Below are 19,263 nucleotides of genomic sequence, written 5' to 3' on the forward strand. Positions count from 1 at the left end.
GCAGCAATACCCGGACGCCGGAACGGGGTACTCTGGGCAGTCCCCCATCGCCAACCCCGGGCCCGCCGCATGGAATACCAGCTGATCATCAAATTCTGGAGAAAGTCGCTGGATGATGAAGCCTTCCTGGCCACGCTGGAGGCCGAGCTGGGCGCGGCCCTGGGCAGCGCAGCCAAGCTCGACGGCTACGACCTCAGCGCCAAGGAGATCAACCTCTTCATGTTCACGGCCGACCCGCGCCCGGCGTTCCGCCGTGCCAAGGACGTGCTGGAACGGCTGGGCGTCCTGCACAGCGTGTCGGCCGCCTACCGGCTGGTCGGCGGTGCGCAGTTCACCTCGGTGTGGCCGACCCGCATGGCGCGGAAGTTCACGCTGCCCTGAGGTCAATAAAAAAGCCGAGAGTCCCGTTTGACGGGGATCTCTCGGCTTTCCAGGGTCCTGGCAGACCCCGCATTGGTGGAGGTGGGCGGAATTGAACCGCCGTCCGAAGGCACTCCATCCCCGGTTCTACATGCTTAGCTCACCGTTTGGTGTCGTCCTGGAGCAGTACGGTGTGCGAAACGCACTCCAGGATCAGCCTGCTTTGGGTTAGGTCATGACTGACAGGCAGCCATCACAACCGATTCCATGATAATGACCCTACACCGACGAGCATGGACACAAGTGGGTTCGGGGCTCCGCCTAAGTCGGCAGAAGGTAACTCAAACAGCTTTTAGGCTGCGAGAGCGACCGGAGCGTAGTTGTCGTCGTTGGCAACTAGAAGTTTGCTGCTGGATTAACGAGGAAAGCTGCCCCCTCGGCATGCACCAAGTAACTTCACAACCCCCGTCGAAACCAATGCACCCCCGGCTTCTTCAAGAACTGCAAGCCGTCTACGACCAGACGCTACTTGACGGGGCCGATGCTACTCCACTTCGGCTGAACAGTCACCTGAAAGCGTCATGGCCCTGTCGGGTACTACCTGCCTTCGCGCTGGCGCTTGCTGTCGGCCTGGTGCTTGGCCCGGACCTTGCGGTCGTGGTTCTGGGCGTTGCGCTGGGTCATGGCCTGCTTGCGCGCTTCGGGCTCGGCCCGGGCCATCAGGGCCTCGATCCGGGCGACCAGGCGGCGGTGCTCGAGCGAGTCGTAGCTCTGGTTCTCAGAGGCCACGCGCTTGGCGTTGCGCAGGGTGTAGGTCAGCACCTTGAGCAGGGCGGCCGGGTCCATGGCGCGGGCCAGCTCGGCGAAGATGGCCTCGTAGGCGGCGACGTCGGCCTGGAGCGTGGCGATGGGGTCCGCGCTCGGGGCGGTCTCCTGGGGGATTTCCTGGGTCACGCGGTGCTCCGGACAGTTGGGGCGGGTAGGGCAGCCGGGCTGGGCCCGGCTCTACGGATATGGGAAGAGGGTCGCGCGGACCGCGTCAGGCGTCGCGGTTGTGGCGGCGCATGGTGCGCTGCTTCTCGCGGGCCCAGTCGCGGTCTTTTTCAGCGTCGCGCTTGTCGTGGGTCTGCTTGCCCTTGGCCAGCGCCACTTCCAGCTTGATCTTGTTCTTGCTCCAGTACATCGCCGTGGGGACGATGGTGTAGCCGTCACGTTCAACCTTGCCGACCAGCTTGTCGATCTCGCTGCGGTGGAGCAGCAGCTTGCGCTCGCGGCGGTCGTTGGCCACCACGTGGGTGGAGGCCTGGATCAACGGGGTGATCTGCGCGCCGATCAGGAAGATTTCGCCGCTTTTGACGTAGGCGTAGGCGTCGATGATGTTGCCGCGCCCGGCACGGATCGATTTCACTTCCCACCCCTGCAGGGCCAGGCCAGCCTCGAAACGGTCTTCGAGGGTGTATTCGTGGCGGGCACGCTTGTTGAGCGCGATGGTTTTGTTGGCCGTCGCGTTCTTTGCTTTATCCTTGCCGCTGTTCTTGCTCATTTCCGTATTGTCTCCGATTCGGGCCTCCTTGGTCGATTCGCCAGCCAAGCCTTCGCATGCCAACTTTCCGACGTAGTGCCCTGGTTGAACATTCGGCTGCCCGCATGTTCGACCTGGTCAATGATATTGATGCCTACCCGCGCCGCTTCCGGTGGTGCTCGGCCGCGCAGATCCTGGAATCGGCCCCGGACCGGCTGGTAGCGCGGCTGGACCTGGGGTTGGGGTCGTTTTCAACTTGGTTCATGACCGAAAATACCCTGCAGCGCCCGCACCACATCGACATGCAGCTGCGCGATGGCCCGTTCAAGCGGCTGCATGGCCGTTGGGAGTTCCATGCCCTTGCCGAGGACGCCTGCAAGGTCAGCCTCACCTTGGAGTTCGAACCGAACTCGCGCCTGCTGGGGCCGGCCCTGGCGCTGGGCTTCCAGGGCCTGGCCGACCGCATGGTCACCGACTTCGTCCGCGTCGCCGACGAACAGGACTGAGCCGTGATCCGCGTGGAAGTGGTGTTGGCCTGGCCTGACCGGGCCGAGTCGCGAACGCTGCAGCTGGCCGAAGGCGCCACCGTGGCCGACGCCATTGCTGCCGCGGCGATCAACGGACACGAAGGCTGCCCGGCCGTGGCCGTGCATGGGCTGCTGGCCAAGGCCGGCCAGGTGCTCCACGACGGGGACCGGGTGGAACTGCTGCGGCCCCTGCAGGTGGATCCAAAGGACAACCGGCGCAGGCGGGCTCGCGCGCGCTGAGGTACGCGTCGCCGGCTACCCGGTCAATCCACTGCCAGGCGATGCCCGGGCTTACCGCCCGCGCTGCTTCTTCTTGTCCTTGGCCAGGTTGCGGCCGAACTGGCGCACCTGATCCTTGGCCAGCTGGGCGTCATTGTTGGGGAAGTAATCCCCTTCCCAGCGGGTGACCTGGTCGCCTTCGAAGAAGACCACGAAGTTCTTCACTTCGGTGCGGCCGAGGCGGTCCAGCCGCTGGCTGGCGGTGTAATCCCAGCGTTGGGCATGGAAGGGATCGTCGATGGAGGGGGTGCCGAGCAGCGCGTTGACCTGCTGCTTGCTCTGGCCCACCTGCAGCTGACCGACGGCCTGCTCCCGGATCAGGTTGCCCTGATAGATGGGTTGCTTATAGATGATGCCGCAGCCCGTGGTGGACAGGGCAACGGCGGCGACCAGCAGGAGATTGCGCATCGGGGAATGGCGTTTGGGGAAATCCAGTCGATGATACACTCCGAACGTGTCGCCGCGACCCAATCCGAGGCAGCTGGCGCTAAATCGCCAATGAACGGAGACCTATGGAAACCCACGACCTGCGCAAAGTTGGCCTGAAGGTGACCCATCCGCGTATGCGGATCCTTGCCCTGCTCGAGCAGCGCGACGCCCAGAAGCACCAGCATCACATGACCGCCGAAGACATCTACCGCCAGCTTCTGGAGCATGGTGACGAAATCGGCCTGGCGACGGTATACCGCGTGCTGACCCAGTTCGAGGCCGCCGGCCTGGTGCTGAAGCACAACTTCGAAGGCGGCCAGGCCGTGTACGAACTGGACCGGGGCGGCCACCACGACCACATGGTCGACGTCGACTCGGGCAAGATCATCGAGTTCGAAAGCCACGAGATCGAAGAACTTCAGCGCAAGATCGCCGCCGACCACGGCTACGAACTGGAAGAGCACTCGCTGGTGCTCTACGTGCGCAAAAAGCGCAAGTAACCGCAGGTTACTTGCGCGGTAGCTACCGACCGTTGGTCGGTAGACCTTTGAAAGAATCCATCATCGGTCGACCAGCCTCCAGAAGAACCCGGGCCAAGCCCGGGTTTTTCATTCCCCGAACACCGCCAGGTCCACCGCCTCGGCCATCGCCCGGTTGCCGGCATCGCCAGGGTGCAGGTGGTCGCCGGAGTCGTAGGCGGGTGCCAGCCGGGTGTGATCGGTCGGATCGCGCAGGGCGCGGTCCAGGTCAACCACGGCATCGAACGGGGCCTCCCTGCGCAGCCAGGCATTGAGTTGCTGGCGCAGCTTGTCCTTTGCCGGGGCGTGATAGTCGTCCAGCGGGGTGCCGGGCAGCGCACCGGCAAACGGGGTCAGGGTGGCGCCGATGATCCGCACGCCGTGGGCATGCGCGCGCTCGATCAACTGGCGGTAGCCGGCCTGGAGTTCTGCCAGCGTTGGCCGCGCCTGGTCGCGGGCGAAGGCGGTGCCCGGCCAGCTGATGTCATTGATGCCGACCAGCACCACGACGCTGGCCACGCCCGGCTGTTCCAGCACATCGCGCTGGAAACGGGACAGGGCGGATTCGCCCATGCCATCGCGCAGCAGTCGCCCGCCCGAAATGCCGGCGTTGACCACCGCCATGCCCTGCGGAGCCAGCCGGGCGGCCAGGTGGTCGGTCCAGCGCTGGTCGTGGTCGAGGCTGGCGGTGGCCCCGTCGGTGATCGAATCGCCGATCACCACCACGCTGCGCGCCGCCGCCGGGGCCTCGACCTCGATCCCGGTCATGAACAGCCGCGCGGTGGTAGGCGTGCTGTCGGCCAACGCAGCGTTGCCGGTCTGGTTGCCCGGGGCAATCGCACTGGTCTGGCGCCCGTCCCAGTGGAAGGTCTGGAGGCGTGTGGCGGCGGGTACGTACACATCGACCTGTATGGCCTGCAGGTCGCGGGTGGGTAGGGCAAGCGGGTCGCTCACGCGGTCCTGGCCGGGCGGGATCGCCGCGCCCGGCTGGCCGTCAAAGGACAGCGCCACCGGCGGCGCCCCGGCGCTGCCCGCGACGCTGGCCGCGCCGATCCGCACCGGCGCGGTGCCGTATGCGTTGCTGAAGCGGACGCGCAGCTGCAGCCCGCCCAGGCTGATCCGGGCGGTCTGGCGGAACGTCTGGTTGCGCAGGACGTCCGGGATGCCGGTCGGAAACAGGAACCCCGCGCCCCAGACCCGCTGGGGGCTGGCCTGCCAGGTGGCGACCCAGTGCGACGGCCCGGGCCGGGCTGCGGCAACGGCGATGGAGGGGGAGGTGCTGGCTGACGCCGTAAGCAGTGCGCCGGCGGCCAGGCGGATCAAGGAAAGCATGCGGTCCATCCCGTGGAAGAGGACGGCCATGGTGCGCGGCGGTCGATCTGTGAACTAGACTGCCTGCGGACAATCATCTGTGAACTGGATTCATCCAATGCCGGCGCCCGACATCAATCGTTCCGGCCAGCTGGAGATCTTCGTGCGGGTGATCGAGGCCGGCAGCTTTTCGGCGGCGGCCCGCGCGCTGGACATGACGCCTTCGGCGGTCAGCAAGCTGGTGGCGCGGCTGGAACAACGGCTGGGCACGCGCCTGTTGCAGCGCTCCACCCGCCAGTTGCAGCTGACCCCGGAGGGCTGCGCCTTCTACGAGCGTGGCCTGCGCGTGCTGGCCGACCTGGACGAAGCCGAACGCTGCGCCAGCGCCCACGCCGAGCCGCGGGGACGGCTGCGGGTGAACAGCAACGTGCCATTTGCCCATCACTTCCTGCTGCCGCTGCTGCCGGCCTTCCTGGATCGGCACCCGCAGGTGGGGGTGGATCTGGTAGTGACCGATGAGGTAATCGACCTGCTCGAGCAGCGCACCGATGTGGCGGTACGGGCCGGCCCCCTGAAGAGCTCCAGCCTGGTTGCGCGGCGGCTGGGCAGTACCCGGATGATGATCGTGGCGGCGCCTGCGTACGCGGCACGGCACGGCTTGCCGGGCGATGCGGCGGCGCTGCTGGCGCACAACCGGCTGGATATCGGTCACCCACGTGCGCAGACCGGCTGGCCATTGCGCGAACAGGGGCAGGTACAGAGGGTGCCGACCGGCGGCAACGCACGTGCCAGCGATGGCGAGGCGTTGCGGCGGCTGGTGCTGGGCGGCGCAGGTATCGCGCGGCTGGCAGCGTTCCAGGTGCAGGCCGATATCGCCGCCGGCCGGCTGCTGCCGGTGCTGGAGCAGGCCAACCCCGGTGATCTGGAAGACGTCCACGCCGTGTTCGTGGGGCAGGGGGGGTATCTGCCCTTGCGGGTGCGTGCGTTGCTGGATTTCCTGGTGGAACACGTAGATCTGCGCAGACCGCTGATCTGACGGTGGGTACCCACCGTTGGTGGGTACGGCCTTCAGGTTTCCTGCAGGAGTTTCCGCGCCGCCGCGCGGGCTTCCCTGCTCACCTCCACCCCGCCGAGCATGCGCGCCAGCTCTTCTTCGCGGGCCTTGGCATCCAGCTTTTCCACCGCGCTCTGGGTCATGCCCTCCACCGGTGCCTTGCTGACCCGATAATGGGCGTGGCCCTTGGAGGCGACCTGCGGCAGGTGGGTGACGCACAACACTTGCCGCTTCTCGCCCAGCGCACGCAGCTTCTGGCCGACGATATCGGCCACCGCGCCGCCGATGCCGGAATCGACTTCGTCGAACACCATGGTCGGTACCGCATCCAGGTCCAGTGCGGCTACTTCAATGGCCAGCGAAATGCGCGAGAGTTCGCCGCCAGAGGCTACCTTGCGCAGGGCGCGCGGCGGCTGGCCGGCGTTGGCCGCCACCAGGAATTCAACGCGTTCGGCGCCGTTCGGGTCCGGTCTGGCGGCCGCGTGCGGCTCGATCTCGATCAGGAACTGGCCCCCTCCCATGCCCAGCTCGCCGATCAGCGTAGTGGTGGTTTCCGACAGCGCCTTGGCCGCAGTGGCACGGCTGGCGCTGAGCGTGGCGGCCACCGCCTGCCACTGTGCGGCCGCGCGGTCGATCTCGCCGGCCAGCGCCTGCAGGCGCGCATCGGCACCGCGCAGCTGCTCCACCTCGGCTTCCATCGCATCGCGGTGGTCACCCAGGCCTTCCATCGGCACGCGGTGCTTGCGCGCCAGGTCGTGCAGTCGGCCCAGACGGCGTTCGATGTCCTCGAACTGCTCCGGGTCGGCATCCAGATCGTCGTGGACCCGGTCGAGCAGGGCGAGCGCTTCATGCAGCTGGATGATCGCGCTGTCCAGCAGCGCGTCCACCTCACCGAGGCGGGCGTCGTGTTCGGCCACGCGGGTCAGGTCGTGCCGGGTCTGCTGCAGCAGCTGCAGCACCGACACCTCATCGTCGCCATTAAGGCGGGCCGCCGCCACGTCGCAGGCGCTGAGCAACGCGCCGGCGTGGGCCTGCCGGCGGTGGCTGCTGCCCAGTGCGGCAATCGAAGCCGGCTCCAGGTCTTCCCGCTGCAGCTCACCCAGCTGGTGTTCCAGGAAGCCGATGCGATCGCTGACATCGCCCTGCCGCGACAGCGACTCCGCTTCCTCCACCAGTGCCTGCCAACGCGCAGCCGCCTGACGGACCTGGCCGCGCTCGGCCTCGTTGCGGGCGAATGCGTCGAGCAACGCCAGCTGCGACGGCCGCGCCAGCAGCGCCTGCTGTTCGTGCTGCCCGTGGATCTCGACCAGCATGCCGGCCAGTTCGGTGAGCTGGGACAGGGTCACCGGGCGCCCATTGATCCAGGCGCGCGAGCCGCCATCGGCGCGGATGATCCGGCGCAGCTGGCACTGGTCCTCGTCATCCAGCTCGTTGTCGCGCAGCCATTGCCGGGCCGGGGCCTCTTCACCGGGCGCGAACTCAGCCGACAGTTCGGCACGCGCCGCGCCGTGGCGGACCACGCCGCTGTCGGCGCGCAGCCCGGACAGGAAGCCCAGGGCGTCGACCATCAGCGACTTGCCTGCGCCGGTCTCGCCGGAAACCACGGTCATGCCTGCGCCGAACTCCAGTTCGGTGGCGCGGACAACGGCAAAATCCTTGATCGATAGATGTCTGAGCATGGTATTGGGTTCTTGAGCCGCGCAACGCTAGCATGGGTGGGGCAGGCAGTGTTCCTGCCATTATCCAATGTCGCGTCTCACAGGTTGATTCCATGCACCCCTCCGCGCCCCATCTCGCGCCGCGCACCCGCCACCTGCTGCGGACGCTGATCGCGCGCCACATCCAGGACGGTGAACCGGTTGGCTCGCAGACCCTGGCGCGGTTGGCCGGGCTGGATGTCAGCCCGGCCACCATCCGCAACATCCTGGGCGATCTGGAAGACCTGGGCCTGCTCAGCTCAGCGCATGTCTCGGCCGGGCGGGTGCCCACCGCGCACGGCTACCGGGTCTTCGTCGACAGCCTGGTGAAGATGCAGCCGCCCGGCGAAAACGAGCTCAACCGCCTGCGCAGCGAGCTGTCCAGCGGTGCGGGCACCCAGGCCCTGCTTGGCAGTGCCTCGGAGCTGCTCTCGGCAATGAGCCATTTCGTCGGCGTGGTGGGCGCGCCGCGGCGCGAGCAGTTCGCCTTCCGCCACATCGATTTCGTGGCGCTGGATGCGCGCCGGGTGCTGGCCATCCTGGTGTTCGCCGACAACGAGGTGCAGAACCGGGTGATCGAACCCAGGCGCAGTTGGGAGCCGGCCGAGCTGGAGAAGGTGGCCAACTACCTCAACGCGCACTGCGCTGGGCGCCCGCTGGCCGAGATCCGCGCCACCCTGCTGGTCGAACTGCGCCAGGCGCGCACGGAGATGGAGCAGCTGCTGGCGCATAGCGTGGAACTGGCCGAACAGGCGATGGCGCCGCCGGCCGATGACATGGTGCTGGCCGGGCAGACCCGGTTGATGGGGGTGCAGGACCTGTCCGACCTGGACCGCCTGCGCGAACTGTTCGACCTGTTCGCCAGCAAGCGCGAGATCCTGCAGTTGCTGGAGCGCACCATCCAGGCCCCCGGGGTGCGCATCTTCATCGGCGAGGAAACCGGGGTGATGCCGCTGGAGAACGTCTCGCTGGTCACCGCCCCGTACTCGGCCGGTGGCCAGGTGCTGGGGGTGCTGGGGGTGATCGGGCCGAAACGGATGGCCTACGACCGCATGATTCCACTGGTGGAAGCCACCGCCCAGGTACTCGGCGCGGCGTTGGATGCCCCGGCCGGTGCCGGATTGTCCCGTAATCGCACCTGAAGCCGCCCTGGCTCTTGAATCGGGTCCAGCCGCCCACATAGGGGTGGGTGGAGGCGGAGAGTCACCGCCAAGGATCCGGAAATGAACCAAGATCAGCCTGATATCGCATCCCAGACCCCGGCCGGCGACGCCGCTGCGGGGGATACCCTGCAGCAGCAGCTGGAGAGCCTGCACAACGAACTGGCCCTGCTCCGGTCCGAGTCGCTGCGTGAGCGCGCCGACCTGGACAACCAGCGCAAGCGGGTGGCCCGCGACGTCGAACAGGCACGCCGCTTCGCCAACGAAAAGCTGCTGGGCGAGCTGCTGCCGGTGTTCGACAGCCTGGACGCCGGGCTCAACGCCGCCGGCGCCGAGCCCAGCCCGCTGCGCGAAGGCCTTGAGCTGACCTACAAGCAGCTGCTCAAGGTGGCGGCCGACAACGGCCTGACCCTGCTCGACCCCACCGGCCAGACCTTCAACCCGGAACACCACCAGGCCATCAGCCAGACCGATGCGCCTGGCGCGGCGCCGGGCAGCGTGGTCCAGGTGTTCCAGAAGGGCTACCTGCTCAATGACCGCCTGCTGCGGCCGGCGCTGGTCGTGGTCGCCCGGGACTGACCTGAACGCGTTCGGCTGCCATCGGACACAGCGTTTGATGGATGGCTTGAAAGTGTCGGAAGCGTCCCACACATCCCATTCATAACCCGGCAGCTGCCGGATGTTCCCAAATATTTCAGGAGTCTCCCCATGGGCAAGATCATTGGTATCGACCTCGGCACCACCAACTCGTGTGTGGCGATCATGGACGGCGGCAAGGCCCGCGTCATTGAAAACGCGGAAGGTGATCGCACCACGCCGTCCATCGTCGCCTACACCAAGGATGGCGAAGTGCTGGTGGGCGCCTCGGCCAAGCGCCAGGCGGTCACCAACCCGAAGAACACCTTCTACGCCGTCAAGCGCCTGATCGGCCGCAAGTTCACCGACGCTGAAGTCCAGAAGGACATCGCGCACGTGCCTTACGGCATCCTGGCCCACGACAATGGCGATGCCTGGGTGCAGACCAGCGATGCCAGGAAGATGGCGCCGCAGGAAATCTCCGCGCGCGTGCTTGAGAAGATGAAGAAGACGGCCGAAGCGTTCCTGGGCGAGACCGTCACAGAAGCGGTCATCACCGTGCCGGCCTACTTCAACGACAGCCAGCGCCAGGCGACCAAGGACGCCGGCCGCATCGCGGGCCTGGAAGTCAAGCGCATCATCAACGAGCCGACCGCTGCTGCCCTGGCCTATGGCCTGGACAAGGGTGATGGCAAGGACCGCAAGATCGTCGTGTACGACCTCGGCGGCGGCACCTTCGACGTGTCGATCATCGAAATCGCCAACGTTGACGGTGAAAAGCAGTTCGAAGTGCTGGCCACCAACGGCGACACCTTCCTGGGCGGCGAAGACTTCGACAACCGCGTCATCGAATACCTGGTGGACGAGTTCAACAAGGACCAGGGCATCGACCTGCGCAAGGACCCGCTCGCCCTGCAGCGCCTGAAGGATGCTGCCGAGCGCGCCAAGATCGAACTGTCGAGCAGCCAGCAGACCGAAGTGAACCTGCCGTACGTGACCGCCGATGCCTCCGGTCCGAAGCACCTCAACATCAAGCTGACCCGCGCCAAGCTGGAAGCGCTGGTCGAAGACCTGATCAAGAAGTCGATCGAGCCGTGCCGCATCGCGCTGAACGATGCAGGCCTGCGTTCGAGCGACATCAGCGAAGTGATCCTGGTCGGCGGCCAGACCCGCATGCCGAAGGTGCAGCAGGCGGTGACCGAGTTCTTCGGCAAGGAACCGCGCAAGGACGTCAACCCGGACGAAGCCGTGGCACTGGGTGCGGCGATCCAGGGCGGCGTGCTGGGCGGCGACGTCAAGGACGTGCTGCTGCTGGACGTGACCCCGCTGTCGCTGGGCATCGAAACCATGGGCGGTGTGTTCACCAAGATCATCGAGAAGAACACCACCATCCCGACCAAGGCCTCGCAGGTGTTCTCCACCGCCGAGGACAACCAGTCGGCCGTGACCGTGCACGTGCTGCAGGGTGAGCGCGAACAGGCCCGCTACAACAAGTCGCTGGCCAAGTTCGACCTCTCCGGCATCGAGCCGGCCCCGCGCGGCCTGCCGCAGGTGGAAGTGTCCTTCGACATCGATGCCAACGGCATCCTGCACGTGTCGGCCAAGGACAAGAAGACCAACAAGGAACAGAAGGTCGAGATCAAGGCCGGTTCGGGTCTGTCCGAGGACGAGATCGCACGCATGGTCGCCGACGCGGAAGCCAACCGTGAAGAAGACAAGAAGTTCCATGAGCTGGTCCAGGCGCGCAACCAGGCTGACGCACTGATCCACGGTACCCGTACCGCGATCAACGAACACGGCAGCAAGGTCGGTGGCGATGTCATCGGTAAGGTCGAGTCGGCGCTGGCTGACCTGGAAACGGCGATGAAGGGTGATGACAAGGCCCAGATCGAGGCCAAGTCGAAGGTGCTGGAAGAAGCCGGCCAGTCGCTGTTTGCTGCCTCGGCCGCGGCCGAGCAGGGCGGCGGCGCCCCGGGCGGCGATGCCGGTGCCGGCACCAGTGGCGCGGCGCACGACGACGTGGTCGATGCCGAGTTCACCGAAGTAAAGGACGACAAGAAGTCCTGATCCGGACACGACACGGGGCGTTGCGCAGGCAGCGTCCCGTTGTCACTTCCAGTGGGTCCTGACCGCCGTTCCCCGGTGTGCCGGGGCGCCCGACGAAAGAGCGGACCTGGTTCCGCTCTTCCGCTTTGACGAATCCCGACTTCCGGAAACAGATTTTCACCATGAGCAAGCGCGATTATTACGAAGTGTTGGGCGTGTCCCGCACTGCGACCGAAGACGAACTCAAGAAGGCCTATCGCCGCTGCGCGATGAAGCACCACCCCGACCGCAACCCCGGCGACAGTGCCGCCGAAGCGGCGTTCAAGGAATGCAAGGAAGCCTACGAAACCCTGTCCGATGCCAACAAGCGCCGCATGTACGATGCGCATGGGCACGCAGCCTTCGAGCACGGCATGGGCGGCGGTGGCGGCCCGGGTGGCCCGGACATGGGCGATATCTTCGGCGACATCTTCGGCAACATTTTCGGCGGTGCCGGCGGGGGTCCGCGGCAGGCACGGCGCGGTGCCGACATCGGCTACGTGATGGAGCTGGACCTGGAAGAAGCGGTGCGTGGCATCGAGCGCCGCATCGAGATTCCGACCCTGGCAGAGTGCGACGACTGCCACGGCAGCGGTTCGGATGATGGCAAGGTGGAAACCTGCAGCGTGTGCCGTGGGCAGGGCCAGGTGCGCATCCAGCGTGGCATCTTCGCCATGCAGCAGGCCTGCCACAACTGCAACGGCCGCGGCCAGATCATCCAGAATCCCTGCAAGACCTGCCACGGCAATGGCCGCGTGGAAGAAGACAAGGTGTTGTCGGTCAAGGTGCCTGCGGGCGTCGACACCGGCGACCGCATCCGTCTGGCGGGCGAGGGTGAGGCCGGTCCGGCCGGCACGCCGCCGGGCGACCTGTACGTGGAAGTGCGGGTGCGCGAGCACGCCATCTTCCAGCGCGATGGCGACGACCTGCACTGCGAGGTACCGATCCGCATCTCGCAGGCTGCGCTGGGCGATACCGTGCGCGTGGCTACCCTGGGCGGCTATGCGGAAATCCGCATTCCGGCCGAGACCCAGACCGGCAAGCTGTTCCGCCTGCGTGGCAAGGGCGTGCGTTCGGTGCGCAGCCGCAGCGAAGGCGACCTGTACTGCCGCGTGGTGGTCGAAACGCCGGTCAACCTGACCACCGAGCAGCGCAAACTGCTGGAGCAGTTCGAGACCACCTTCACCGGCGAAGAAGCGCGCAAGCATTCGCCCAAGTCGGCGACCTTCATCGATGGCGTGAAGGGCTTCTGGGATCGCATGACCTCGTAAGCGGTTGGTTCCATCGGTAACGAAAAGGCCGGGCACGTCCCGGCTTTTTCGTGGCTGCGATTCAGCGGGCAGGTACCGACGGTTGGTCGGTACGCTCTAAAATGGGCCATGAACGATACCCTCGAAAGCCATCTGGTCCATGGGCGCCGCCAGCGCCCGGACGGTCCGTCGCCGGTCGACGTCATTTCGGTGCAGTCGCAGCTGGTCTACGGCCATGCCGGCAACAGTGCGGCCGTTCCGCCACTGCGTGCGCTGGGCGTGCGTGTCGCCGAAGTGCCCACCACGCTGCTGAGCAACGCGCCGTTCTATCCCACCACGCGCGGCCGCGTGCTGCCGGCCGACTGGTTCGCCGACCTGTTGCAGGGCGCCAACGAACGCGGCCTGCCGGCACGGGCGAAGATGCTGGTGTCCGGCTATTTCGGCAGCGTCGGCAACGGCGCGGCCTTTGCCGACTGGCTGGATGCGGTGCTGCCGGCGTCGCCGCAGCTGCGCTACTGCCTGGACCCGGTCATTGGCGATACCCACACCGGCCCGTACGTGGAACCCGGGCTGGAAACCATCTTCGCCGAGCGCCTGCTGCCGCATGCCTGGCTGGTCACCCCGAACGCGTTCGAGCTGGGCAGGCTGACCGGCATGCCCAGCCTGGCCGCAGTCGATGCCATCGCCGCGTCGAAGGCGCTGCTGGCTCGTGGGCCGGAATGGGTGCTGGCGCACAGCGTGGGCGGTGATCCGGGCGAGCTGGTCACGCTGGCGGTCAGCCGCGATGCGATCTGGCGCTGGTCCTCGCCGCACCTGCCGGTGGACGTGGCCGGTACCGGCGATGTGCTGATGTCGCTGCTGGTCGCGTTCCTGCTGCGCGGCGAGCGCTTCGAGCAGGCATTGTCGCGCTCGATCTCCGGCGTACATGCCGCGCTGGAGGCTACCCTGGCCAATGACCACGAAGAATTCGACGTGCTTGCCGCCGCACCGGCCGCGCTGGCGCAGCCGCACCGCTTCCGCGCCGAGCGGCTGGCGTGACGCTGCGCCCGGTAGTCGGCATCGTCGGCAGCGCCGGCGCCTACGGGTGCTGGCTGCGGACGTTCCTGGAGCAGCGCCTTGGGCTGGAGGTGATCGGCCATGATCCGGCCGATCCGCAGTCGAACGATCCCGAAACACTGCTGGAGCGTGCGGACGTGCTGGTGTTCTCCGCGCCGATCCGGCACACGCCCACCCTGATTGCCGATTACGTGAGGCGTTCGGCCGGCCGCGAAGCCGGTCGCCTGTGGCTGGATGTGACCTCGGTAAAGGGCGAGCCGGTGGCTGCGATGCTGGCCTCGCAGGCCGAGGTGGTCGGGCTGCACCCGATGACCGCACCGCCCAAGGCGCCCACGCTGAAGGGCAGGGTGATGGTGGTGTGCGAAGCGCGGCTGGCGCATTGGCAGCGATGGGTAGGCGAGCTGTGCGCAGCGCTCGAAGCCGAGTGCGTGCGCGCCACGCCCGAGCACCACGACCAGGTGATGGCGCTGGTGCAGGCCATGGTGCACGCCACCCACCTGGCCCAGGCGGGGGTGCTGCGCGAATACGCGCCGCTGCTGGGGCCGCTGGCGGAACTGATGCCGTACCGGTCGGCCTCGTTCGAACTGGATACCGCGATCATCGCGCGGATCCTGTCGCTCAATCCGGTCATCTACGAGGACATCCAGTTCGGCAACCCGCATGTGGGGCCGATGCTGGACCGGCTGCTGGGCCAACTGCAGGCCCTGCGCGGGCAAGTGGAGCAGGGCGATGATGCCGCACGCGCCGCCTTCCGTGCGCAGCTGCTCCAGGAAAACCGTGAGCACCAGGGCAAGGCGCTGCTGCAGGCAGGCAACTACACCTTCGAACGCGTGGGCTACCTGCTGGCCGATCTTACCGAGCGCAATGCGATCAGCGTGCACCTGCCGGAAGATCGCCCCGGTTCGCTGCGCGAATTGCTGCACGTGTTCGAGCGGCATGGGGTCAGCCTGGCCTCCATCCACTCTTCGCGCACCCCCGCGGGTGAAGTGCATTTCCGGACGGGTTTCGTGGCCGGCAGCGATCTGGATGCGCTGCAGCGCGCGGCAGTGGAGATCGACGCCACTGGCCTGGGCAGGGTGCTGCCGCGCTGACAGCGTGTCGCATTCATCCACAGGGGGTGTGGATGACATGCGGACAAGCATGTGGATAACCGCGTGCAGCCCCCGTGGGGCAACGCTGTCAAGATGGGTGGTGATTTATTGGCCAGTGTTGGCCAAAGGCGCACGACCAACGGTCGTGCGCCACCCAGGTAGGTGCCGACCGCTGGTCGGTACGCCCTACACGGTCAGCGTGAGCTCGCCACCACTGGTGCGGAATTCACGCCCGTCACGCACCAGATGGCGGCCATCGGCCAGTTCGTAACGGACATGCGGGTCGGCGGCGGTTTCGCCCGACTCAGGCTTGAATTCCACGATCACGTATTCTTCGCCATTGGTGTCCCTGGCCGGAAACTGACGGAATGACATCAAACACCTCCTGCAGCAGGTTGATGGGGCGCCGCCACCATGCAACCTCTCGCGTTATCGGTACGTCATCAATCGATGAACTGCAGCTTGGCCAGTTCAGCGTACAGTCCACCTTCGGCCAGCAGCTCGGTGTGGGTGCCCTGCGCGACGATCCGCCCGTGGTCCATCACCACGATGCGGTCGGCCTTGAGCACCGTGGCCAGCCGGTGCGCGATCACCAGCGTGGTGCGGCCGGCCATCAGGCGCTCCAACGCCTGCTGCACCGCACGCTCGCTCTGTGCGTCCAGCGCACTGGTGGCCTCGTCCAGCAGCAGGATCGGCGCGTCCTTGAGCAGCGCACGCGCGATCGCGATGCGCTGCTGCTGGCCGCCAGACAGGCGCGCACCGCGCTCGCCCAGCTCGCTCAGGTAGCCGTCGGGCAGCGCCTGCAGGAACTCATCGGCTTCGGCAGCCGCCGCGGCACGCTGCACGTCCTCGTTGCTGGCTTCCAGTCGTCCATAGCGGATGTTCTCCAACGCGCTGCTGGCAAACAGCGTGGGCTGCTGCGGGACCAGTGCCATCTGCGCGCGCAGCTGCGCCGGATCGACCCGGCGCACGTCCACGCCATCCACCCGCACGCTGCCAGCGGCAGGATCATGGAAGCGCAGCAGCATCGACAGCACCGTGCTCTTGCCGGCGCCGGAAGGCCCGACCAGCGCCACGGTTTCACCCGGGCGCACATGCAGGTCGAAGTGGGCCAGTGCCGCGGTGTCGGGCCGCTGCGGGTAGTGGAAGACCACGTCCTGGAAACGGATCTCGCCACGCAGTGGGTCTGGCAGCGGCAGCGGGTCGCTCGGTGCGGTGATTTCAATGTCCTCCTGCAGCAGCTCGGCAATGCGGCCCATGCCGCCGGACGCGCGCTGCAGTTCGTTCCACACTTCCGCCAGTGCACCGACCGAGCCGCCGCCAATCAGCGCGTACAGCACGAACTGGCCCAGGGTGCCGGCGGTCATCCGGCCATCGTTGACGTCATGCGCACCCAGCCACAGCACGCCCACGATGGCACCAAACACCAGCACGATGGCGGTGGCCGTCACCAATGACTGCGCGCCGATGCGGCGCCGCGCGGCGCGGATCGATTCGGCCAGTGCTTGGTTGAAGCGGTTGCGCTCATACGGCTCGCGCGCGTGCGCCTGCACCGTGCGCACCGCGCCCAGCGTTTCGGCCGCCAGGCTGTTGGCATCGGCGATGCGGTCCTGGCTGGCGCGCGAAATGCCGCGCACGCGCCGCGCCCCGATCACGATCGGCAGCACCGCCAGCGGAATGCCGACCAGCGACCACGCGGCCAGGCGCGGGCTGGTCACGAACAGCATCACCAGGCTGCCCACCACCGTGACGCTGCTGCGCAGGGCCACCGACATGGTGGAACCGATCACGCTGCGCAGCAGCTCGCTGTCGGCGGTCAGCCGCGATACCAGCTCGCCGCTGCGGCTGCGGTCGTGGAAGCCGGCGCCCAAGGAGATCAGGTGGGCGTACAGGCGGCTGCGCAGGTCGGCCACCACCTTTTCGCCCAGCAGCGAAACGAAGAAGAAGCGCGCCGCCGTCGCCAGCCCCAGCACCACCGCCACCAGCAACAGCAGGGCGAACGCACGGTTGATCTGCCCGTTGCCGCCGAATCCGTTGTCGATCATCAGCTTCACCGCCGGGGGCAGGCTCAGCGTGGCGGTCGAGGAGACGGCAAGGGCCACGAGCCAGGCCGAGAACAGCCCCACGTGCCGGCGCACGAACGGCCACAGCGTGCCCAGGCTGCCAAGGCGGCGCAGCGCCGGTTCCGGTGCGGAAGAGGGTTCAGTCATGGACAAGGCCTGGTTCGGTGCGCGAATGCACGCGGATACGATCACGGGTGGCGTCGCGCAGGCGGGTTTTCAACGGGGCGGCCTGATCGGCGGGAAGGCGGACGTGCAGTTCCACGCCCGAGGCGGTGAAGGTTTCGTCCCGTTTTTCGGCGTGGTGCGCCGCCAATGCGGCATGCAACGCGCCGAGGTCCTCGAATGCCGCCTGCACGGTCAGCTCGGCCAGCGCCACCAGCGGCAGCCGGGGCGCGGTGCGCAGGCACTCGGCGGCGGTGCCGCCATACGCCCGTACCAGCCCGCCCGCGCCGAGCTTGATGCCACCATACCAGCGGATCACCACCACCATCACGCGGTCGAAGCCCTGGCCGTCGATGGCGGCCAGGATCGGGCGACCGGCCGTGCCGGCCGGTTCACCGTCGTCGCTGGAGCGGTATTCGTTATCGTGCCGGTACGCCCAGCAGTTGTGCGTGGCATCGGGCACCGCCACCTGCTGCAGGAAGGCCAGTGCGTCCTCTGCCGACCCGATCGGAGCGGCATGCGCGACGAAACGGCTGTGTTTGATTTCCAGGCTGTGGCTGACGGCGGTGGCGAGTGTATCGGGCATCCCCGCCATTCTAGTGGGGGTCGAGCAACTCGCGCAGATCCTGCGGAATGCGGGCTTCCGGGTACTGCTGCAGATAGCGTTCCAGGCTGGCACGCGCGGTATCCACATCGCCGTCGTCGCGGCGCTCGCGGATGCGCTTGATCCATTGCCGGCGCGGCAGCGCGGCGTCGGCGTCCACGGCCACGGCGATGGCGTTGGCCGACAGCGCGCCGTAGGCCGACGTTGCGGCGGGGGCGGGTGCAGCACGCCGCATCACACCTGGTGCGCCCTTGGCCTGCGTACGTTCGCGTGATTCGTTGATGCGGCTGCCGGTCACCACCACACTGTCGAGTTCGGGGGCTTGATCAGCCTGGATCCTGGCCTCGGGCGGGCTGGGCGCTGCCATCGGCGCCGCCATGGGCGCCGGCGCCACCGGCGCCTCGGCCCGAAGGGCACCCGATGGTGCCGGCGGCAAGGGGGGCGGCGCGGGCTTCGGCGCTGGCGCGGCGCGCGCGCCCTGGGGTTTCGCCGCGGCAGCGGGCGTTGCGGGCTCCGCGCGCGCTGGCGCGACGGTTTCGGTGGTCGCTGCCGCCGAAACCGCGGCCTCTGCGGCGGCCGGCGCCGGGACTTCGGCCGCCGCCTCCGCAGCCGCCGATACCGGCGCGGCCGGCGGGGGTGCCTCGGGCTTCAGCTGCCAGGCGATGCCGACCGCGAACACCAGCGATGCGGCCAGGCCGAACACGGCGGGCAGGCGTGATCGCCGGCGGTGCGTGCCGTGCACCGGGGCGGCGCCCGCCGGGGGGACATCAGCGGCGGCGCCGGGGCGGATTGCGGCGCGGGCGGCGGCCAGCACCGCCTCGTCCACGGCCGCAGGCGGCGCAGCCGGCGCGGCGCGACCGAGCAGGCGGGCCAGCTCGCGTTCTTCCGGCGTCAGGGCATCAGGGCGGTTCATGGGCTCAACTCCGCGCGCAGCTTGTCCATCGCGTAGCGCAGCCGCGACTTGACCGTTTCACGGCCCACGCCGGTGATCTGCGCGATCTCCTCCAGGCTCAGTTCCTGCTCCAGCCGCAGCTGCAGCACCGTACGCTGGTCATCGGGCAGCTGTTCCATCGCCAGCTGCAGGCGGCGGCGCTGCTCGAAATCAGACAGCTGGCTCTCCGGGGTGCGGGTGTCGCTCATCCGCGCCACGCGCTCGTCGGCATCGCCGGGCGCCGTCGGCCGGTGGCGTGACGCCCGCCAATGATCATTGAGCCGATTATGGGCAATGCGGAACAGCCAGGTGGTGAAGGCCGCTTCAGGCTGCCAGCCTGTGCGTGCGGCGATCACCCGCTGCCATACGTCCTGGAACATCTCGTCGGCCAGCGCCGCATCGCGCAGCTGCCGCAGCAGGAAGCTGTACAGGCGGTTGCGGTGGCGGGCATACAGGGCCTCGAATGCACGCAGGTCGCCGCCGGCCCAGGCCAGCATCAGCGATTCGTCGGTTGGCAGGGCGGCGGCATCCACGGCGCACAGAGTAAGCGCTGAATGGGCCTGCGCATAGCGGCGCGGAACGGGAGCA

General features: G+C 67.6%; 21 protein-coding genes and 1 other RNA gene. 11 read left to right on the plus strand and 11 right to left on the minus strand.

All coding sequences use genetic code 11. The features are described 5' to 3' along the window. Positions 1–69: 69 nt before the first annotated feature. A complete protein-coding gene (locus tag ACTJI4_RS07275; RefSeq protein WP_392916695.1) occupies positions 70–381 on the plus strand; it encodes a hypothetical protein in 312 nt (103 codons plus the stop codon). 73 nt (positions 382–454) lie between these two features. On the opposite strand, the gene ssrA is transcribed toward ACTJI4_RS07275, so the two are convergent. The 3 genes from ssrA to smpB form a co-directional block, all read right to left on the minus strand. Beyond that, positions 455–847, minus strand: a transfer-messenger RNA (tmRNA) gene (gene ssrA, locus ACTJI4_RS07280). 110 nt (positions 848–957) lie between these two features. Continuing rightward, positions 958–1,314: a hypothetical protein gene (locus tag ACTJI4_RS07285; RefSeq protein ID WP_392916698.1), complete on the minus strand. Its 357-nt coding sequence runs from the start codon at positions 1,312–1,314 to the stop codon at positions 958–960. 85 nt (positions 1,315–1,399) lie between these two features. Beyond that, positions 1,400–1,903, minus strand: coding sequence for an SsrA-binding protein SmpB (smpB, locus tag ACTJI4_RS07290; RefSeq protein WP_068851133.1), 504 nt, complete (start codon positions 1,901–1,903; stop codon positions 1,400–1,402). Positions 1,904–1,959: 56 nt separating this feature from the next. Here smpB and ACTJI4_RS07295 point away from each other — a divergent pair, with 56 nt between their 5' ends. Next, on the plus strand, positions 1,960–2,388 hold the full coding sequence (locus tag ACTJI4_RS07295; RefSeq protein ID WP_440868903.1) for a type II toxin-antitoxin system RatA family toxin: 429 nt from the start codon (positions 1,960–1,962) through the stop codon (positions 2,386–2,388). Positions 2,389–2,391: 3 nt separating this feature from the next. Beyond that, entirely contained in the window at positions 2,392–2,649 is a 258-nt protein-coding gene (locus ACTJI4_RS07300; RefSeq protein WP_440868904.1) for an RnfH family protein, read from the plus strand. A 51-nt stretch (positions 2,650–2,700) separates the two neighbouring features. Here the strand turns inward: ACTJI4_RS07300 and ACTJI4_RS07305 are convergent, their stop codons facing one another. Beyond that, positions 2,701–3,096, minus strand: a complete 396-nt coding sequence (locus ACTJI4_RS07305; RefSeq protein WP_392916707.1) for an outer membrane protein assembly factor BamE — start codon at positions 3,094–3,096, stop codon at positions 2,701–2,703. A 104-nt stretch (positions 3,097–3,200) separates the two neighbouring features. On the opposite strand from ACTJI4_RS07305, the gene fur reads away from it, so the two are divergent. Then, entirely contained in the window at positions 3,201–3,617 is a 417-nt protein-coding gene (gene fur, locus ACTJI4_RS07310; RefSeq protein WP_068851145.1) for a ferric iron uptake transcriptional regulator, read from the plus strand. A 108-nt stretch (positions 3,618–3,725) separates the two neighbouring features. Here fur and ACTJI4_RS07315 read toward each other — a convergent pair whose 3' ends face one another. Continuing rightward, positions 3,726–4,967 (minus strand): SGNH/GDSL hydrolase family protein, encoded by a 1,242-nt coding sequence (locus ACTJI4_RS07315; protein ID WP_440868905.1) that lies wholly within the window; start codon positions 4,965–4,967, stop codon positions 3,726–3,728. A gap of 97 nt (positions 4,968–5,064) precedes the next feature. On the opposite strand from ACTJI4_RS07315, the gene ACTJI4_RS07320 reads away from it, so the two are divergent. After that, on the plus strand, positions 5,065–5,982 hold the full coding sequence (locus ACTJI4_RS07320) for a LysR family transcriptional regulator (protein WP_440868906.1): 918 nt from the start codon (positions 5,065–5,067) through the stop codon (positions 5,980–5,982). Between the two features lie 32 nt (positions 5,983–6,014). Here ACTJI4_RS07320 and recN read toward each other — a convergent pair whose 3' ends face one another. After that, a complete protein-coding gene (gene recN, locus ACTJI4_RS07325; RefSeq protein WP_440868907.1) occupies positions 6,015–7,679 on the minus strand; it encodes a DNA repair protein RecN in 1,665 nt (554 codons plus the stop codon). Between the two features lie 92 nt (positions 7,680–7,771). Here recN and hrcA point away from each other — a divergent pair, with 92 nt between their 5' ends. The 6 genes from hrcA (at position 7,772) to ACTJI4_RS07355 (ending at position 14,915) form a co-directional block, all read left to right on the plus strand. After that, positions 7,772–8,839, plus strand: coding sequence for a heat-inducible transcriptional repressor HrcA (gene hrcA / locus ACTJI4_RS07330; protein ID WP_392916720.1), 1,068 nt, complete (start codon positions 7,772–7,774; stop codon positions 8,837–8,839). An 81-nt stretch (positions 8,840–8,920) separates the two neighbouring features. Then, positions 8,921–9,436, plus strand: a complete 516-nt coding sequence (grpE, locus tag ACTJI4_RS07335; protein WP_392916722.1) for a nucleotide exchange factor GrpE — start codon at positions 8,921–8,923, stop codon at positions 9,434–9,436. A gap of 129 nt (positions 9,437–9,565) precedes the next feature. Continuing rightward, the gene (gene dnaK, locus ACTJI4_RS07340; protein ID WP_440868908.1) at positions 9,566–11,500 is read left to right on the plus strand and encodes a molecular chaperone DnaK; all 1,935 of its coding nucleotides are present in this window, start codon (positions 9,566–9,568) and stop codon (positions 11,498–11,500) included. Positions 11,501–11,661: 161 nt separating this feature from the next. Next, positions 11,662–12,789, plus strand: coding sequence for a molecular chaperone DnaJ (gene dnaJ / locus ACTJI4_RS07345; RefSeq protein ID WP_392916728.1), 1,128 nt, complete (start codon positions 11,662–11,664; stop codon positions 12,787–12,789). A 108-nt stretch (positions 12,790–12,897) separates the two neighbouring features. Continuing rightward, the gene (gene pdxY / locus ACTJI4_RS07350) at positions 12,898–13,806 is read left to right on the plus strand and encodes a pyridoxal kinase (protein ID WP_440868909.1); all 909 of its coding nucleotides are present in this window, start codon (positions 12,898–12,900) and stop codon (positions 13,804–13,806) included. Beyond that, entirely contained in the window at positions 13,803–14,915 is a 1,113-nt protein-coding gene (locus tag ACTJI4_RS07355; protein ID WP_440868910.1) for a prephenate dehydrogenase, read from the plus strand. Before pdxY ends, ACTJI4_RS07355 begins: the two co-directional genes overlap by 4 nt. A 186-nt stretch (positions 14,916–15,101) precedes the next feature. Here ACTJI4_RS07355 and ACTJI4_RS07360 read toward each other — a convergent pair whose 3' ends face one another. From ACTJI4_RS07360 to ACTJI4_RS07380, 5 genes are all read right to left on the minus strand, one after another. Beyond that, entirely contained in the window at positions 15,102–15,290 is a 189-nt protein-coding gene (locus ACTJI4_RS07360) for a hypothetical protein (protein WP_392916736.1), read from the minus strand. Between the two features lie 68 nt (positions 15,291–15,358). Beyond that, on the minus strand, positions 15,359–17,125 hold the full coding sequence (locus tag ACTJI4_RS07365) for an ABC transporter transmembrane domain-containing protein (RefSeq protein WP_440868911.1): 1,767 nt from the start codon (positions 17,123–17,125) through the stop codon (positions 15,359–15,361). Next, positions 17,118–17,726, minus strand: coding sequence for an IMPACT family protein (locus ACTJI4_RS07370; RefSeq protein WP_392916741.1), 609 nt, complete (start codon positions 17,724–17,726; stop codon positions 17,118–17,120). The genes ACTJI4_RS07365 and ACTJI4_RS07370 overlap by 8 nt, the downstream gene beginning before the upstream one ends. A gap of 10 nt (positions 17,727–17,736) precedes the next feature. Beyond that, a complete protein-coding gene (locus ACTJI4_RS07375; protein WP_440868912.1) occupies positions 17,737–18,657 on the minus strand; it encodes a hypothetical protein in 921 nt (306 codons plus the stop codon). Further along, positions 18,654–19,208: an RNA polymerase sigma factor gene (locus ACTJI4_RS07380; protein ID WP_392916747.1), complete on the minus strand. Its 555-nt coding sequence runs from the start codon at positions 19,206–19,208 to the stop codon at positions 18,654–18,656. Before ACTJI4_RS07380 ends, ACTJI4_RS07375 begins: the two co-directional genes overlap by 4 nt. Between the last annotated feature and the right edge of the window lie 55 nt (positions 19,209–19,263).

Origin of the sequence: Stenotrophomonas sp. 22385, assembly GCF_052045085.1 — a bacterium.
In the GTDB taxonomy this organism is placed as follows: Bacteria; Pseudomonadota; Gammaproteobacteria; order Xanthomonadales; family Xanthomonadaceae; genus Stenotrophomonas.

Coding starts and splice junctions, on each gene's coding strand:
- ACTJI4_RS07275 (WP_392916695.1), top strand. CDS start 70: ATGGAATACCAGCTGATCATCAAATTCTGGAGAAAGTCGCTGGATGAT.
- smpB (WP_068851133.1), bottom strand. CDS start 1,903: ATGAGCAAGAACAGCGGCAAGGATAAAGCAAAGAACGCGACGGCCAAC.
- ACTJI4_RS07295 (WP_440868903.1), top strand. CDS start 1,960: ATGCCAACTTTCCGACGTAGTGCCCTGGTTGAACATTCGGCTGCCCGC.
- ACTJI4_RS07305 (WP_392916707.1), bottom strand. CDS start 3,096: ATGCGCAATCTCCTGCTGGTCGCCGCCGTTGCCCTGTCCACCACGGGC.
- fur (WP_068851145.1), top strand. CDS start 3,201: ATGGAAACCCACGACCTGCGCAAAGTTGGCCTGAAGGTGACCCATCCG.
- ACTJI4_RS07315 (WP_440868905.1), bottom strand. CDS start 4,967: ATGCTTTCCTTGATCCGCCTGGCCGCCGGCGCACTGCTTACGGCGTCA.
- ACTJI4_RS07320 (WP_440868906.1), top strand. CDS start 5,065: ATGCCGGCGCCCGACATCAATCGTTCCGGCCAGCTGGAGATCTTCGTG.
- recN (WP_440868907.1), bottom strand. CDS start 7,679: ATGCTCAGACATCTATCGATCAAGGATTTTGCCGTTGTCCGCGCCACC.
- hrcA (WP_392916720.1), top strand. CDS start 7,772: ATGCACCCCTCCGCGCCCCATCTCGCGCCGCGCACCCGCCACCTGCTG.
- grpE (WP_392916722.1), top strand. CDS start 8,921: ATGAACCAAGATCAGCCTGATATCGCATCCCAGACCCCGGCCGGCGAC.
- dnaK (WP_440868908.1), top strand. CDS start 9,566: ATGGGCAAGATCATTGGTATCGACCTCGGCACCACCAACTCGTGTGTG.
- dnaJ (WP_392916728.1), top strand. CDS start 11,662: ATGAGCAAGCGCGATTATTACGAAGTGTTGGGCGTGTCCCGCACTGCG.
- pdxY (WP_440868909.1), top strand. CDS start 12,898: ATGAACGATACCCTCGAAAGCCATCTGGTCCATGGGCGCCGCCAGCGC.
- ACTJI4_RS07360 (WP_392916736.1), bottom strand. CDS start 15,290: ATGTCATTCCGTCAGTTTCCGGCCAGGGACACCAATGGCGAAGAATAC.
- ACTJI4_RS07365 (WP_440868911.1), bottom strand. CDS start 17,125: ATGACTGAACCCTCTTCCGCACCGGAACCGGCGCTGCGCCGCCTTGGC.
- ACTJI4_RS07370 (WP_392916741.1), bottom strand. CDS start 17,726: ATGCCCGATACACTCGCCACCGCCGTCAGCCACAGCCTGGAAATCAAA.
- ACTJI4_RS07375 (WP_440868912.1), bottom strand. CDS start 18,657: ATGAACCGCCCTGATGCCCTGACGCCGGAAGAACGCGAGCTGGCCCGC.